This window comes from Streptomyces aureus (assembly GCF_001418135.1).
Lineage (GTDB): Bacteria > Actinomycetota > Actinomycetes > Streptomycetales > Streptomycetaceae > Streptomyces > Streptomyces aureus_A.
The window spans coordinates 1-14,594 of sequence record NZ_LIPQ01000068.1; the positions used below are offsets into that span (position 1 = coordinate 1).

Sequence of the window (14,594 nt, forward strand, 5' to 3'; positions counted from 1 at the left end):
TGGTACGGGGTGCCGGGCGGAGGCGGCGGTATCGGCGGCCGCCCTCCCGGGGCGGCGCCGGCCGCGGCGGACACGGGTCCGGCCGCCGCGCCGGTCCCGGCTCCGGGTCCCGGGCCGGTGCCGGGCCCGGGGGCGCCCCCGGGCGCGGAGGCGGAATCGGGAACGAGTCCCGGGCCGGTGCCGGGGCCGGTCGCCCGGCCCGGTCGCTCCGGCGGTGGCAGCGGACCCCCCACTGCGTGCTGCATCCGGTCCCACTCCGTCTCGTACGCCTGTTGTAGCCGGTGTATCCGGTGCGCCGGAACGTTACCGCCCCCGGCCCCCACAGGGGGAACGGCCGGGGGCTCCCCCTGGTGCCCTGTCAGCCCGTCAGTTCCTCGGCGAGCGCCCGCAGCGCCAGCCGGTAGGAACCGATCCCGAACCCGGCGACCGTCCCGGTCGCCACGGCCGCGACGACCGAGGTGTGCCGGAACTCCTCCCGGGCGTACGGGTTCGAGATGTGGACCTCGATCAGCGGCGCGGTCCGCTGGGCGGCCGCGTCCCGCATCCCGTACGAGTAGTGCGTGAACGCACCCGGGTTGATCACCACCGGGATCGAGCGGTCCGCCGCCTCGTGCAGCCAGCGGATCATCTCGCCCTCGTCGTTCGTCTCCCGCACCTCGACGTCGAAGCCGAGCTCCGCACCGAGGGTCCTGCAGGACTCGACGAGCCCCTTGTAGGAGGTGGCGCCGTAGATGTCGGGCTCGCGGGAGCCGAGCCTGCCCAGGTTGGGGCCGTTGAGCACCAGAACGGGACGGGGCTCGCTCACGCGGACACCTCGCCGTACGCGGCGATCAGGACCGCCGGGTCGGGGCCCTCGAGGACGGTCGGCTTGCCGATCCCGTCGAGCACGATGAAGCGCAGCAGGTCACCGCGGGACTTCTTGTCCACCCGCATGGTCTCGAGGAGCTTGGGCCACTGGTCGCCGCGGTAGGTGAGCGGCAGCCCGACGGACTCCAGGATCGCCCGGTGCCGGTCGGCGGTGGCGTCGTCGAGGCGCCCGGCGAGGCGGCCGAGCTCGGCGGCGAAGACCATGCCGACGGAGACGGCGGCGCCGTGGCGCCACTTGTACCGCTCGTTCTTCTCGATCGCGTGGGCGAGGGTGTGGCCGTAGTTGAGGATCTCGCGGCGGCCGGACTCCTTGAGGTCGCCGGAGACGACCTCGGCCTTGACCCTGATCGAGCGGACGAGCAGCTCGGCGGTGTGGGGACCGGCGGGCGTACGGGCCGCCTGCGGATCCTCCTCGATGAGGTCGAGGATCACCGGGTCGACGATGAAGCCGGCCTTGATGATCTCCGCGAGGCCGCTGACGTAGTCGTGCACCGGCAGCGAGTCGAGCGCGGCCAGGTCGCAGAGGACCCCGGCGGGCGGGTGGAAGGCGCCGACGAGGTTCTTGCCCTCGGCGGTGTTGATGCCCGTCTTCCCGCCGACGGCCGCGTCGACCATCGCGAGGACGGTGGTCGGTACGGCGATCCAGCGGACGCCACGCAGCCAGCTCGCGGCGACGAAGCCGGCCAGGTCGGTGGTGGCGCCGCCGCCGACGCCCACGATGACGTCGCTGCGGGTGAAGCCGGTCTGGCCGAGCGCCTTCCAGCAGTAGGCGGCGACCTCGACGGTCTTCGCCTCCTCTGCGTTCGGCACCTGGATGGCGACCGCCTCGTAGCCCTGCTCGGCGAGGTCCGCGCGGAGCGCCTCACCGGTGTCGGCGAGCGCCTCCGGGTGGATCACGGCGACCCGCTTGGCCTGGTCGCCGATGAGGGCCGGGAGCTCGCCCAGCAGCTGCCGGCCGACCAGCACCTCGTACGGATCCGTGCCGGCGCTGCCCGCGACGTGGATTCGGGTGACTTCCTGGTCCGTCGTCATGCGTCCTTCTTCAGATCCAGTGCCGCGAGGACCGCGTCCGCGACCTCTTCGGGGGTGCGGTCGTCGGTGGCGACGACGGCCCGCGCGACTTCGGTGTACAGATGGCGGCGCGCCTCCATCAGCTCGCGCCACTGACGGCGCGGATTGACGGCGAGCAGCGGGCGCGCGGTGTTGAGGCCGACGCGCCGGACCGCCTCGTCGACGTCCATCGAGAGGTACGCGACGGGCAGCCCGGCGAGCAGGGCGCGGGTTCCGGCGTCGAGGATCGCGCCACCGCCGAGGGCGAGGACGCCCTCGTGCCCGGCGAGGGCCGCGGCGACCGCGTCCCGCTCCAGGGCGCGGAAGTGCTCCTCGCCGTCCTCGACGAAGATGTCGGAGATCTCTCGGCCCTCGGCGGCGACGATGTCGGCGTCGGTGTCCCGGTAGGGCGCGCCGAGCCGTTCGGCCAGGAGCGCGCCCACCGTGGACTTGCCGGAGCCCATGGGCCCGACGAGGACGACCAGGGGACCGCCGGTCACCGGATGCGCAGGTTCTCGAGGTACGACCGCACGTTGCGGCGGGTCTCCGGGACGCTGTCGCCGCCGAACTTCTCGACGACGGCGTCCGCGAGGACCAGCGCGACCATGGCCTCGGCCACGATGCCGGCCGCGGGGACGGCGCAGACGTCGGAGCGCTGGTGGTGGGCCTGGGTGGCCTCGCCGGTGGCGACGTCGACGGTGGCGAGGGCGCGCGGCACGGTCGCGATGGGCTTCATCGCCGCGCGGACCCGCAGCAGCTCGCCGGTGGTCAGGCCGCCCTCGGTGCCGCCGGAGCGGCCGGAGGTGCGCTTGAGGCCGTCCTCGGTCTTCACGATCTCGTCGTGGGCCTTGGACCCGGGCACGCGGGCCAGCTCGAAGCCGTCGCCGACCTCGACGCCCTTGATGGCCTGGATGCCCATGAGGGCGGCGGCGAGCCGCGCGTCGAGACGCCGGTCCCAGTGGACGTGGGAGCCGAGGCCGACGGGAACGCCGTACGCCAGCACCTCGACGACGCCACCGAGGGTGTCGCCGTCCTTGTGGGCCTGGTCGATCTCGGCGACCATCGCCTTCGACGCGTCGGCGTCGAGGCAGCGGACCGGGTCGGCGTCGAGCTTCTCGACGTCGGCGGGGGTCGGGTACACGCCGTACGGCGCCTTCGCCCCGGCCAGTTCGACGACGTGCGAGACGATCTCGATGCCCGCGGTCTCCTTGATGAAGGAGCGGGCGATCGCGCCGAGGGCGACACGGGCGGCGGTCTCCCGGGCGCTGGCGCGCTCCAGGATGGGCCGGGCCTCGTCGAAGCCGTACTTCTGCATGCCGGCGAGGTCGGCGTGACCGGGACGCGGCCGGGTCAGGGGGGCGTTGCGGCCCGTCTCCTTGAGCTCGGAGGGGTCGACCGGGTCGGCCGCCATGACCTTCTCCCACTTGGGCCACTCGGTGTTGCCGACCATGACGGCGATCGGTGAACCGAGGGAGAGCCCGTGCCGGACTCCGCCCAGGAAGGTGATCTCGTCCTGCTCGAACTTCATCCGGGCGCCGCGCCCATAGCCGAGGCGTCGCCGCGCGAGGTGGTCCGCCACCAGCTCAGTGGTGACCGGGACACCGGCGGGAAGGCCCTCCAGTGTCGCGACCAGCGCGGGTCCGTGGGATTCCCCAGCGGTCAGCCAACGCAACCTGCTCAACGATGCTCCTCATGCTCGCGCCTGGGTACTGCGACGGCGCGACCGGGTGCGCGGCCCTGGCCCGCCATCCCTGATCCTCCCACGTCCGCGGGACGAACCCGTCCTCCGGTCCAGCTGTCGGACGCGGATCCCGCCGTTCTGGACGTTCTCGGCGTTCCCCGGCGTTCTCGGCCGGGTCATGAGCCGGCCTGGGCGGCCTCCCGACCGCCCGGCCGGGCCCCGCGACGGTCTCCCGCCGCGCGCCCGCCCGTGGGAACGCGCGCTGGTCCTAACGGGCCGCCAGGGCCCGCTCCCCCGCCACGCGCATCGCCGCGAGGGGCGCCCTGGGGACACCGGTCATCTGCTCGACCTGGAGGACGGCCTGGTGGACGAGGAGGTCGAGTCCGCCGACCACCTTGCCGCCGCGGTCGGACCAGGCCGCGGCGAGCGCCGTCGGCCAGGGGTCGTACAGGACGTCGAAGAGGGTGCCCACGGCGTCGGGGACGGCACCCGCGAGGGCGTTCGTCGTACCGGCGGGGGTGGTCGCGACGACCAGCGGGGAGGCGAAGGCCTCCGCCGCGTCGTCCCAGGCGGCCGTACGGACCTCCACACCGAGCCGCTCGCCCCAGCCGCGCATCTCCTCGGCCCGCGCCTCGCTGCGCACGTACGCGGTGACGGGTCCGGCGCAGATCCGGGCGAGCGCGGCGAGCGCGGAGGAGGCGGTGGCGCCGGCCCCGAGGACCGCCGCCGACTCCACCTTCTCGACGCCCCGCTCCCGCAGGGCGGCGAGCATGCCGGGGATGTCGGTGTTGTCACCGACCCGGCGACCGTCCTCGCGGAAGACGACCGTGTTCACGGCCTCGACCGAGGCGGCCGTGTCGCTGATCCCGTCGAGCAGCGGGATGATCGCCCGCTTGAGCGGCATGGTCAGCGACAGCCCGGCCCAGCTGCCGTCCAGCTCGCCGACGAAGCCGGGCAGCCCGGCCTCGTCGACCTCGAACCGGTCGTACGACCAGTCGTCGAGGCCGAGGGCCGTGTACGCGGCCCGGTGCAGGACCGGGGAGAGCGAGTGCGCGATCGGCGATCCGAGGACGGCCGCGCGGCGCGACAGGGTCATCGTCAGCTCCCCGCGTTGAACTTGTCGACGAGCTTCTGGTGCTCGGCGAGCGTCTTGGCGAATTCGGTCTTGCTCATGCCGTCGGTGGCGACGAAGTAGATCCAGCCGTCCTTCGTCGGGTCGAGCATGGCGGCGAGGGCGTCGTTGCCGGGGTTGCTGATCGGACCGGGCGGCAGACCCTTGTGCTTGTACGTGTTGTACGGGTCGGTGTTGGTCTGGGTCTCCTTCTCGGAGATCTTGATCTCGCTCTGCCCCTTCAAGTAGTTGAGGGTCGAGTCGAACTGCAGCAACTGGAACGTCTCGCGGTTGTCCGGCGCGAGGCGGTTGTAGATCACCTCGGACATCTTGCGGAAGTCCTCGTGCGTCTTGCCCTCGGCCTGGACCAGGCTCGCGATGGTGAGGAGTTCCCACGGTCCCTTGACGCCGAGCCCCTTCGCCCTCGCGTCGAGCTCAAGCTTCGCGTACTCCTGGTTCGCGCGCGCGACCATCTTGCGCAGCGCGTCCTCGGGCTTGCTGCCCTTTCCGACCGGGTAGCTCGCCGGGAAGAGGAATCCTTCCAGCGGATCCTTGATGTCGGGGTGCTTCTTGGCCCATTCCGGGAGGCCCAGGCTGTCCGCCTTCGCGAGCGCGACGTCCTTCGTGGTGCCCGGCTTGAGGTCGAGACGCTCATCGAGCTTTTCGTAGACCCAGGCGTTCCGCTTGCCCTCGGGGATGATCAGGTTGGCCTGGCTGGCCGGGTTCAGCATCAGCGTCACCGCGCTGTCGGCCGACATCTCCTTCTTGAGCGTGTACACGCCCGCCTGGATCGAGATGCCCTTGGGGTTCTTCTGCTGCGCGGACACGAAGGCGTCGACGCTCTTGACGACGCCCGCCTTCTTCAGGATGTTGCCGATCTCGTTGCCCAGCGCGCCCTTCGGGATCTCGACCTGGACCTCGCCCGAGCCACCACCCGCGTAGTCCTCCGCCGCGCCGAACTGGCCCTGCCAGAACTGGTAGCCGAAGTAGCCGACGCCGCCGACGCCGCCCGCGAGGACGAGTGCGACGACCAGGCAGGCCACGCCGTTCTTGCCCTTGCGCTTGTTCGCCTTGCTCCGGCGTTCGCGGTCGCCGCCGCGGGAGCCCCGGCCGCGGCCCGGCTCCTCGTCGTACTCGTCGTACTCGTCGTCGTCCGGGCCTTCCTCGCCGGTGAAGAAGGGGTGCTTCTCCTCCTCCGGCTCCGGGCGGGCCTCTTCCTCCGGCGCCCAGTCGATCACCGGCTCCGGCGGGTTCTGCCGGCGGCCGGGAGGCTGGGGCGGGGGGTACGCCTCGGGCGTGCCGTACAGGTCGGGGTTCTGGCCGCCGTACGGATCGGCCGGAGTCCCGCCGTACGGCATCGCCGCCTGGCCCGTCTCCCAGTTGCCGTCGTACTGCTGTCCGAGGTGCCCGGGCGTGTCGTACCCGCCCTGGCTCTGGTACCCCGACCCGTACTGCTGCTGTTGTTGTTGCTGCTGCTGCTGTTCGTACGCCTGCTGGTACTGCTGCTGCGCGGCATGCTGCTGCGCCTGCTGCTGGTACTGCGCCTGCGGATCCACGTACCCCTGCGGCTGCTGGTACTGCTGCTGCGCATGCTGCTGCTGGTGGTTCTGCTGGTACGGGTCGCCCTCGTACGCCTGCGGAACCTGACCGGTCTGGCCGCCCTGCCCGTACGGGTCCTGGTAGCCGTGAGCGCCCTGGCCGTACTGGTTTGCCTGCTGCGGGTGCGGGTAGTGCTGCTGCTGGCCCTCCCACCCCTGGTCCCCGAACAGCGGGTCCCCGGGGTGCCACGGTTCGGAGCCGGGGCTCCGGCCATACTCAGTCATCGATCCCCAAAACAGCCGCGAGGCTTCCGGACGATCCGCCTCTACGTAGTGCGGCAGCTGTTCGAACACCGCCGCATCGCGCGGAACGTTACCGTATCGCGATCAGATGACCACTTCGACGCCCTCACCGGGCGGATTACCTGATACCCGTTCGGACTCAAGAGCGTTCTGAAGGATGATCACAGCGGCGGCCTGATCGATGACGGACCTCCCCTTCTTGGCCTTCACTCCGGACGCCCTCAGCCCCTGGGTCGCGGTGACCGTGGTCATCCGCTCGTCGACCAGCCGGACCGGCACCGGGGCGATGCCCTTGGCCATCTCCCCGGCGAAAGCACGGACCTTGGTCGCGGCCGGCCCCTCCCGCCCGCTGAGCGAGCGGGGCAGGCCCACGACGACCTCGATCGGCTCGTACTCCTCGACGATCTGGCGGAGCCGCCGGTGGGCGGCCGGGACGTCGCGCCCCGGCACGGTCTCCACCGGCGTGGCGAGGACCCCGTCGGGGTCGCACGAGGCGACCCCGATCCGGGCGTCCCCGACGTCCACCGCGATCCGGCGGCCGCGACGCATCGTCACGCCGTCTCCACCACGAGACGCTCGACGGCGGCGATGGCCTCGCCGACGGCCTGCGGGTTCGTACCGCCGCCCTGGGCGACGTCCGGCTTGCCGCCGCCACCGCCGCCGAGGGTCTTGGCGGCCGTGCGGACCAGCTCGCCGGCCTTGAGGCCGCGCTCGCGGGCGGCCTCGTTGGTGGCGATGACCGTGAGCGGCTTGCCGTTGGCCGTGGTGAACAGGGCGACCACGGCCGGGCGGTCGGACGGGAAGCGGCCACGGATGTCGAGGACCAGCTTGCGCAGGTCGTCGGCGCCGGTGCCGTCCTGGACCTGGCCGGTGACGAGGGCGAGGCCGCGGATGTCCTGGGCGGAGTCGACGAGACCGGCGGCGGCCTGGAGGACCTTCTCCGCGCGGAACTTCTCGATCTCCTTCTCGGCGTCCTTCAGCTTGCCGAGCATGGCGGAGATCTTCTCCGGCAGCTCCTCCGGACGGCCCTTGACCAGCTCCTGGAGCTGGGCGACGACCGTGTGCTCACGGGCGAGGAAGTTGTAGGCGTCGACACCCACGAGGGCCTCGATACGGCGCACGCCGGAGCCGATGGAGGACTCGCCGAGCAGCTTCACCAGGCCCAGCTGGGCGGTGTTGCCGACGTGCGTACCGCCGCACAGCTCCTTGGAGAAGTCGCCGATGGTGACGACGCGGACCTGCTCGCCGTACTTCTCGCCGAACTCGGCGATGGCGCCCTGGCGCTTGGCCTCGTTGATCGGCATGACCTCGGCGTGGACCTCCAGCTCGCGCGAGAGGACCTCGTTGATCTTCTGCTCGACATCGGTGAGGACGGCGCCGGGGACGGCGTTCGGCGAGCCGAAGTCGAAGCGGAAGCGGCCGGGCTGGTTCTCGGAACCGGCCTGGGCGGCCGTCGGGCCGAGGGCGTCGCGCAGCGCCTGGTGGGTCAGGTGGGTGGCCGAGTGGGCGCGGGCGATGGCCCGGCGGCGGCGCACGTCGATGGAGGCGTAGGCGGTGGCGCCCACGGTCACCTCGCCGACCTGCACGGAACCCTTGTGCACGGAGACACCGGGAACGGGCTGCTGGACGTCACGGATCTCGATGACCGCACCGCTGTGCAGCTTGATCCGGCCCTGGTCGGCGATCTGACCGCCGCCCTCGGCGTAGAAGGGGGTGCGGTCGAGGACGACCTCGACCTCGTCGCCCTCGGAGGCGGCCGGCGAGGAGACACCGTTGACGAGGAGACCGACGACCGTGGTCTCGCCCTCCGTGTTGGTGTAGCCCGTGAACTCGGTGGCGCCGTTGCTGTCGGCGATCTCCCGGTACGAGGTCATGTCGGCGTGGCCGGTCTTCTTCGCCTTGGCGTCGGCCTTGGCGCGGTCCCGCTGTTCCTTCATCAGACGGCGGAAGCCGTCCTCGTCCACGGAGAGGCCCTGCTCGGAGGCCATCTCCAGGGTGAGGTCGATCGGGAAGCCCCAGGTGTCGTGGAGCAGGAACGCCTTGTCGCCGGAGAGGACCGTGCCGCCGGCGGCCTTGGTCTCGGTGACGGCGGTGTCGAGGATGTTGGTGCCGCCCTTCAGGGCCTTGAGGAAGGCGGCCTCTTCGGCGAGGGCGACCGTCTCGATCCGCTTGCGGTCGGTGACCAGCTCCGGGTACTGCTCGCCCATCGTGTTGATCACGGTGTCGACGAGGTCCTGGACGACCGGGCCGGTGGCGCCGAGCAGGCGCATGTTGCGGACGGCGCGGCGCATGATGCGGCGCAGCACGTAGCCGCGGCCCTCGTTGCCGGGGGTGACGCCGTCACCGATGAGCATGACGGACGTACGCATGTGGTCGGCGACCACGCGCAGCGAGACGTCGCTGTCGTGGGCCTTGCCGTAGGCGACGCCGGTGAGCTCGGTGGCCTTGTCGATGACGACCTGGAGGGTGTCCGTCTCGTACATGTTCTGGACGCCCTGGAGGATCATCGCCAGGCGCTCGAGACCGAGGCCCGTGTCGATGTTCTTCGAGGGCAGCTCGCCGAGGATCGGGAAGTCGTCCTTCCCGGTGCCCTCGCCGCGCTCGTACTGCATGAAGACCAGGTTCCAGATCTCCACGTAGCGCTCGTCGTTGACGGCCGGGCCGCCCTCGACGCCGAACTCGGGGCCGCGGTCGTAGTTGATCTCGGAGCACGGGCCGCAGGGGCCGGGGACGCCCATGGACCAGTAGTTGTCCTTCTTGCCGAGGCGCTGGATGCGCTCGGCGGGGACGCCGACGACGTCGCGCCAGATCTGCTCGGCCTCGTCGTCCTCCTGGTAGACGGTGATCCAGAGCTTCTCCGGCTCAAGCCCGTAGCCGCCGTGCTCCACCGGGGTGGTGAGCAGCTCCCAGGCGAGCTTGATGGCGCCTTCCTTGAAGTAGTCGCCGAAGGAGAAGTTGCCGCACATCTGGAAGAACGTGCCGTGGCGGGTCGTCTTGCCGACCTCTTCGATGTCCGGCGTGCGCACGCACTTCTGCACGCTGGACGCGCGCGTGAAGGGCGGCTTGACCTCGCCCAGGAAGTAGGGCTTGAAGGGCACCATGCCGGCGGGGACGAGCAGCAGAGTCGGGTCGTCCGCGATGAGCGACGCCGAAGGGACGACGGTGTGCCCGCGCTCCTCGAAGAAGCTCAGCCAGCGGCGGCGGATTTCAGCCGACTCCATCAGTGGTCCTCATTCCGGTTGTACGAGATCGTGGGAATTGAATGCGTGGTGTACGGGGTGGGGCCGAGTTCGCCCCGGCGGCGCGGCTCCGGAAGCTCCCGGGCCTGGGCCGGGCCCGGCTCGGCGGGTGCGTCGAGGCCGAGCGCCTCCTCCAGTTCGGCCTCCCGCTGGACCATGCCCGCCCTCACGTCGAGGGCGAAGTCCTTGAGGCGGTGGCCGGTCTCGATCGCCTTGTTCGCCGCCTGGGCCGCGAGGCTCTCGGGGGTCAGCTGCTTCAGCTTCCGGTTGACCTTGGTGGTGGCCCACACGCCGGCGGCTGCGCCGGCCGTGAACCAGAACGTGCGGCGGAACATCGCGGCTCAGCCCTTCTGCTTCCGGCGTCGCGAGGACGGCACGGTACGGCCGACGATCACAGTACGTCGCGAGGAGGTCCGCGGCACGTCCGCGCCGTCCCCGCCGCGGCCCAGCGCCTTGCGCACCCCGTACCCGAAGGCCGCGACCTTGACGAGCGGGCCGCCGAAGGTGGAGGCGACGGTGGAGGAGAGCGCGGAGGCGTTGGAGGTGACCTCCTGGACGTCCGAGGCGATGGCGTCGACCCGGTCGAGCTGGGTCTGTGCCGAGCGGACGGTCGCGGAGGCGTCGGCCAGCAGGGGAACGGCCTGCTCGGTCACGTCCGCCACCATCTTGGTGGTCGCCCTGAGCGTCTGCGCCAGCCTCACCAGAACCACGGCGAGGAAGGAGACCAGGATCGCCCAGAAGACGGCCACCAGGATCCCGGCAACCTCTCCACCGGTCACTCTGCACCGCTCTCTGCTGTCGTTGGGCCCTTGCTGAAAGTCGTCCCCCGACCCTATCGCGCCCGGGCTGTCGCCCCGTACCGCATTACCGCCTGTGAGACGGGAGTTACCGGAACCGATTGTACGGAGAGCGTGCGGGTGAGTACGCTCCGTGTCCCATGCGACGGAGCAATCTCCCGGCGGAGCTCAACCGGTTCGTCGGACGGACCACCGAGCAGGCCGCACTGACGGCGCTCCTCGAAGCGTCCCGCCTGGTCACGGTCGTGGGCATGGGCGGGGTCGGCAAGACCAGGCTCGCCCTGAGGGCCGCCGCGGCGGCGCAGAAACGCTACAGCGACGGGGTACGGCTCGCCGAGCTCGCGCCGCTGCGCGACCCCGATCTGATCGAGTACGCCCTGGTCGAGGCGCTCGGCCTGACCGACCACACCCCCCGGCCCCCGCGCGAGGCGCTCGTCGAGCACCTCGCGGAGCGGCGGACGTTGCTGGTCGTGGACGGTTTCGAGCACCTCGTGGAGCACTGCGCGCCACTGGTGCGGGAACTGTTGCGGCACGCTCCCGGGCTCACCGTCCTCGCGGTCGGCCGGCGGCCCCTGCGGGTGGCCGGCGAGGCCGTGTTCCCGCTGGCGCCGCTGGGCGAGGCGGACGCGATGACGCTGCTCGCGGAGCGGGCGGCGGAGGCGGGCGCGCCGAGCCTGCCGGGGGCGGGGGCCGGCGCTCTCCACGGGGTTCCGACGCTGACAGGCGCGCCCGTCCGCCCGGGCACGGCCGCGGCCCGGCCCGGAGTCCCGGGAGGTCCGGCCGGGGACCCGGCCCGGGCCGGCGGCCGGGACGCCGTACGGGAGTTGTGCCGGCGCCTCGACGGGATTCCGCTCGCCCTCGAACTGGCGGCCGGGCGGCTGCCACTGCTCTCCGTCGAGCAGATGCTGGACCGCCTCGACGACCGCTTCCGGCTCCTCACGGACGGCGCGCGCGGTGCACTCCCCCGCCATCAGACGCTGCGCACCGCCATCGGCTGGAGCCATGAGCTGTGCACCCCGGAGGAACGTCTCCTCTGGGCGCGGCTCTCTGTCTTCCCCGGCCCCTTCGACCTGGAGGCGGTGGAGTACGTCTGCGGCGGCCCGGAGCTGCCGCCGGAGCGGATCCTGGATCTGCTCGGCGGGTTGCTCGCGCAGTCGTTGCTCACCCGGGAGGACACCCCTGCCGGTCCCGCGTACCGGATGCTCGACACGGTCTCGGCGTACGGGGCCGAGTGGCTCGCCGCGCTCGACGACACGGAGCGGATGCGGCGGCGGCACCGCGACTGGTACATGGGCCTGGCCACCTGGTGCGAGCTGGAGTGGTTCAGCCCGCGCCAGCCCGAGGTGGCGGCCCTGACGGAGGCGGCGCTGCCGCATCTGCGGGCGGCCCTCGAACTCTGTCTTGAACTGCCGGAGGACGCGCATCTCGCCCAGCACCTGGCGGGCACGCTCTGGTTCGCGTGGGTGGGCTGCGGGCGTCTCTCGGAGGGCCGGCACTGGCTGGACCGGGCACTGGCGCTCGAATCCGGTCACGAGGAGGCGCGGCTCAAGGCGCTGTGGGTGCTCGGGTACGTGGCGGTGCTGCAGGGCGACGGCACGGCGGCGGTGGCGGCGCTCCACGAGTGCGGTGAGCGGGCGCGGTCCTCGCGGAACGCGCTGGCGGAGGCGTACGCGACGCACCGGATGGGCTGTCTGGCGCTGCTCACGGACGACATGCCGCGGGCCGAGGAACTGATCGGGCGGGCGCTCGACGCGTACCGGGAACTCGGCGAGCTGAACAGCAATGTGCTGATGGCGCAGATCGAGCTGGCGATGGCGCGGGCCTTCCGGGGCGACCAGGAGGGGGCGGGCGCGCTCTCCCGGGAGGTCAGGGAGGTCTGCGAGGAGCGGGGCGAGCTGTGGGCCCGGGCGTACGCCCTCTATGTGCTGGGGTATCTGGCCTGGACCCGGGGCTCGTTCGGGGAGGCGCGGGAGCTGCTCACGGAGTGCGTGTCGATCAACGACAGCTTCCGTGATCTCGTGGGCCTCGTCCTGGCGATCGAACTGCTCGCCCTGGTGACGGTGAGCGAGGGCGACGCGGAGGAGGCCGCGGTCCTCCAGGGGGCGGCGGTCCCGGTGTGGGACACGGTGGGTGTCCGGCTCTTCGGCTCGGAGGCGTTCGGCGTGCCGAGGTCGCTGTGCGAGCGGCGGGCCGAGGAGGCGCTCGGTGCGGAGGCGTACGGCTCCGCGTTCCGGGCGGGTCAGGGGCTCTCGGCTGCGGAGGCGGTGGAGCGCGCGCTCGTGGCCGGCCGGAATCCCGCCGTGGGCGTCCCGGCGGAGGAGTCCGCACCGCGTCCGTTCCGTACCGCCGGCACCTCGGCGGTCCCGGGAACGCGGAAGCCCGCCGGCTCCCCCACCGGAAAGGGCGGGGAAGCGGCGGGCTGAACACCGCGGGGGTGGTACTACTTCCCCCGGCTTCCGCCGGGGGACCGCATCAGCGGGCGTAGTACTCGACGACCAGCTGCTCGTCGCAGATGACCGGGATTTCCTTGCGGTTCGGGTCGCGGTCGAGGCGGAAGGCCAGGGCCTTCAGGTTGACCTGCAGGTAGCGCGGGGTCTCACCGTCGGCGGCGAAGCCACCCTCACGGGCGACCTCGAACAGCGGCTTGGTGCGGCTGCGCTCGCGGACCATCACGACGTCGTCGGGACGGACGCGGAACGACGGCTTGTCGACCTTGCCACCGTTGACCTGGATGTGGCCGTGGACGACCATCTGACGGGCCTGGTAGATGGTGCGGGCGATGCCCGAACGCAGGACCAGGGCGTCGAGGCGACGCTCGAGCTCGACGACCAGCGCCTCGCCCGTCTTGCCCTCGGCCTTCTTGGCACGGTCGTAGGCGCGCGCCATCTGGCGCTCGCTGATGTCGTACTGGGCGCGCAGACGCTGCTTCTCGAGCAGACGGACCTTGTAGTCCGAGTTCTGCTTGCGGCCACGGCCGTGCTCGCCCGGCGGGTAGGGGCGGGCCTCGAAGTACTTGACAGCCTTCGGGGTCAGCGCGATGCCGAGGGCACGCGACTTCTTGACCTTGGGACGGGACTGGTTCGGCATGAACCAACCTCTCTACTGGTACGAAACGGCTTCACCAGGGTTAGGGGAGGTCGCATCCGCAGCCGGGAAACCCGCCGGGTCCGTACGGGACGGACCTGCCGGGCAGCCGCTCCCAGGTCTGGGCACATACGTGCAGCACGCGAACGACCCACCGCCGCTCCCGGGATCCGGGTGGTGGTGGGTGGCACGCGACACCTTCGAAGGTGCGCGACGCTCCTGGAAACCCCGCCCGAGGGCCGGGTCTCCGGCTGACTGTCCCGTTCTGGTGGTGCCGACCGGAGCCGGACACGGGACGCAGCAATCCCGACCAGTGTACCGGGTCCGCCGGACTCCCTCGCACGCGCTCCGGCCGCCTCAGCCGCAGGTGTCCAGGAGCTCCCGGACCGCCTTCTTCTCCGGTGGGGACACCGTGAGGCCGTACTTCGCCTTGATGCCGGTCCAGCGCCGACCGTACTCGCACCAGTACGCGCTCCTCGGCGGCCGCCACCTGTCCGGGGTCCTGCTGCTCTTGTCGTGGTTCGTCTGCTTGTCGGTGGCGAGCAGCACGTCCAGGTCGTTGGCGTACGTCAGCCGCCGCTCGGGCGTCCACGCCCAGGCGCCGGCGCGCCAGGCCGCGCCGAGCGCGACGACGTGGTCGGTCTGGATCTCCGAGGCCTCGCGGTACGAGTAGGGCAGGGCCTCGCCCGTGTACGGGTCGTGCAGGACGCCGGACAGCACGACGCACGGGTTCCGGTCGCCGAGCCGGACGTCGTCGAGGTCCCGGTGCAGCACGTCGTCCCGGGTGTCACAGCCGTTGCGCCCGCCGGGGGCGTCGGTCTCGTCGGACCAGCCGTTCCCGAACTTCGCGCGCTCGTACGTCCGCCGGTTCTCGCCCCAGGCGACCCTGAGGGCGGCGAGCTGGGTCCTCGCCCGGGCGGGGAC

13 protein-coding genes are annotated in these 14,594 nt (G+C 71.8%); 1 reads left to right on the forward strand and 12 read right to left on the reverse strand.

Annotation, left to right across the window (positions count from 1 at the left end):
- Nucleotides 1-358: 358 nt before the first annotated feature.
- The 10 genes from aroQ to AOK00_RS07380 form a co-directional block, all read right to left on the reverse strand.
- The gene (aroQ, locus tag AOK00_RS07335) at nt 359-805 is read right to left on the reverse strand and encodes a type II 3-dehydroquinate dehydratase (protein ID WP_030316291.1); all 447 of its coding nucleotides are present in this window, start codon (nt 803-805) and stop codon (nt 359-361) included.
- Nucleotides 802-1,899, reverse strand: a complete 1,098-nt coding sequence (aroB, locus tag AOK00_RS07340) for a 3-dehydroquinate synthase (RefSeq protein ID WP_055599496.1) — start codon at nt 1,897-1,899, stop codon at nt 802-804. The genes aroQ and aroB overlap by 4 nt, the downstream gene beginning before the upstream one ends.
- On the reverse strand, nt 1,896-2,417 hold the full coding sequence (locus tag AOK00_RS07345; RefSeq protein ID WP_055599497.1) for a shikimate kinase: 522 nt from the start codon (nt 2,415-2,417) through the stop codon (nt 1,896-1,898). The genes aroB and AOK00_RS07345 overlap by 4 nt, the downstream gene beginning before the upstream one ends.
- Complete coding sequence (gene aroC, locus AOK00_RS07350; RefSeq protein ID WP_055599498.1) at nt 2,414-3,598, reverse strand: chorismate synthase; 1,185 nt, start codon at nt 3,596-3,598, stop codon at nt 2,414-2,416. Before aroC ends, AOK00_RS07345 begins: the two co-directional genes overlap by 4 nt.
- Before the next feature lie 268 nt (nt 3,599-3,866).
- Nucleotides 3,867-4,694 carry a shikimate dehydrogenase gene (locus AOK00_RS07355; protein WP_055599499.1) on the reverse strand — a complete coding sequence of 276 codons (828 nt, stop codon included), beginning with the start codon at nt 4,692-4,694 and terminating at the stop codon, nt 3,867-3,869.
- A 2-nt stretch (nt 4,695-4,696) separates the two neighbouring features.
- Entirely contained in the window at nt 4,697-6,532 is a 1,836-nt protein-coding gene (gene mltG, locus AOK00_RS07360; RefSeq protein WP_055599500.1) for an endolytic transglycosylase MltG, read from the reverse strand.
- 102 nt (nt 6,533-6,634) lie between these two features.
- Nucleotides 6,635-7,099: a Holliday junction resolvase RuvX gene (ruvX, locus tag AOK00_RS07365; RefSeq protein WP_030316278.1), complete on the reverse strand. Its 465-nt coding sequence runs from the start codon at nt 7,097-7,099 to the stop codon at nt 6,635-6,637.
- Between the two features lie 2 nt (nt 7,100-7,101).
- Complete coding sequence (gene alaS, locus AOK00_RS07370) at nt 7,102-9,771, reverse strand: alanine--tRNA ligase (RefSeq protein ID WP_055599501.1); 2,670 nt, start codon at nt 9,769-9,771, stop codon at nt 7,102-7,104.
- Nucleotides 9,771-10,124 (reverse strand): DUF6167 family protein, encoded by a 354-nt coding sequence (locus AOK00_RS07375; RefSeq protein ID WP_055599502.1) that lies wholly within the window; start codon nt 10,122-10,124, stop codon nt 9,771-9,773. Before AOK00_RS07375 ends, alaS begins: the two co-directional genes overlap by 1 nt.
- 6 nt (nt 10,125-10,130) lie before the next feature.
- Entirely contained in the window at nt 10,131-10,568 is a 438-nt protein-coding gene (locus tag AOK00_RS07380) for a DUF948 domain-containing protein (protein ID WP_055599503.1), read from the reverse strand.
- Between the two features lie 158 nt (nt 10,569-10,726).
- On the opposite strand from AOK00_RS07380, the gene AOK00_RS07385 reads away from it, so the two are divergent.
- Nucleotides 10,727-13,009 carry an ATP-binding protein gene (locus AOK00_RS07385; protein WP_055599504.1) on the forward strand — a complete coding sequence of 761 codons (2,283 nt, stop codon included), beginning with the start codon at nt 10,727-10,729 and terminating at the stop codon, nt 13,007-13,009.
- Nucleotides 13,010-13,058: 49 nt separating this feature from the next.
- Here AOK00_RS07385 and rpsD read toward each other — a convergent pair whose 3' ends face one another.
- Together rpsD and AOK00_RS07395 are read right to left on the reverse strand one after the other, a co-directional pair.
- Nucleotides 13,059-13,673 (reverse strand): 30S ribosomal protein S4, encoded by a 615-nt coding sequence (gene rpsD / locus AOK00_RS07390; RefSeq protein WP_024758279.1) that lies wholly within the window; start codon nt 13,671-13,673, stop codon nt 13,059-13,061.
- Between the two features lie 354 nt (nt 13,674-14,027).
- A partial coding sequence (locus AOK00_RS07395) for an HNH endonuclease family protein (RefSeq protein WP_055599505.1) occupies nt 14,028-14,594 on the reverse strand: 567 nt, incomplete at its 5' end.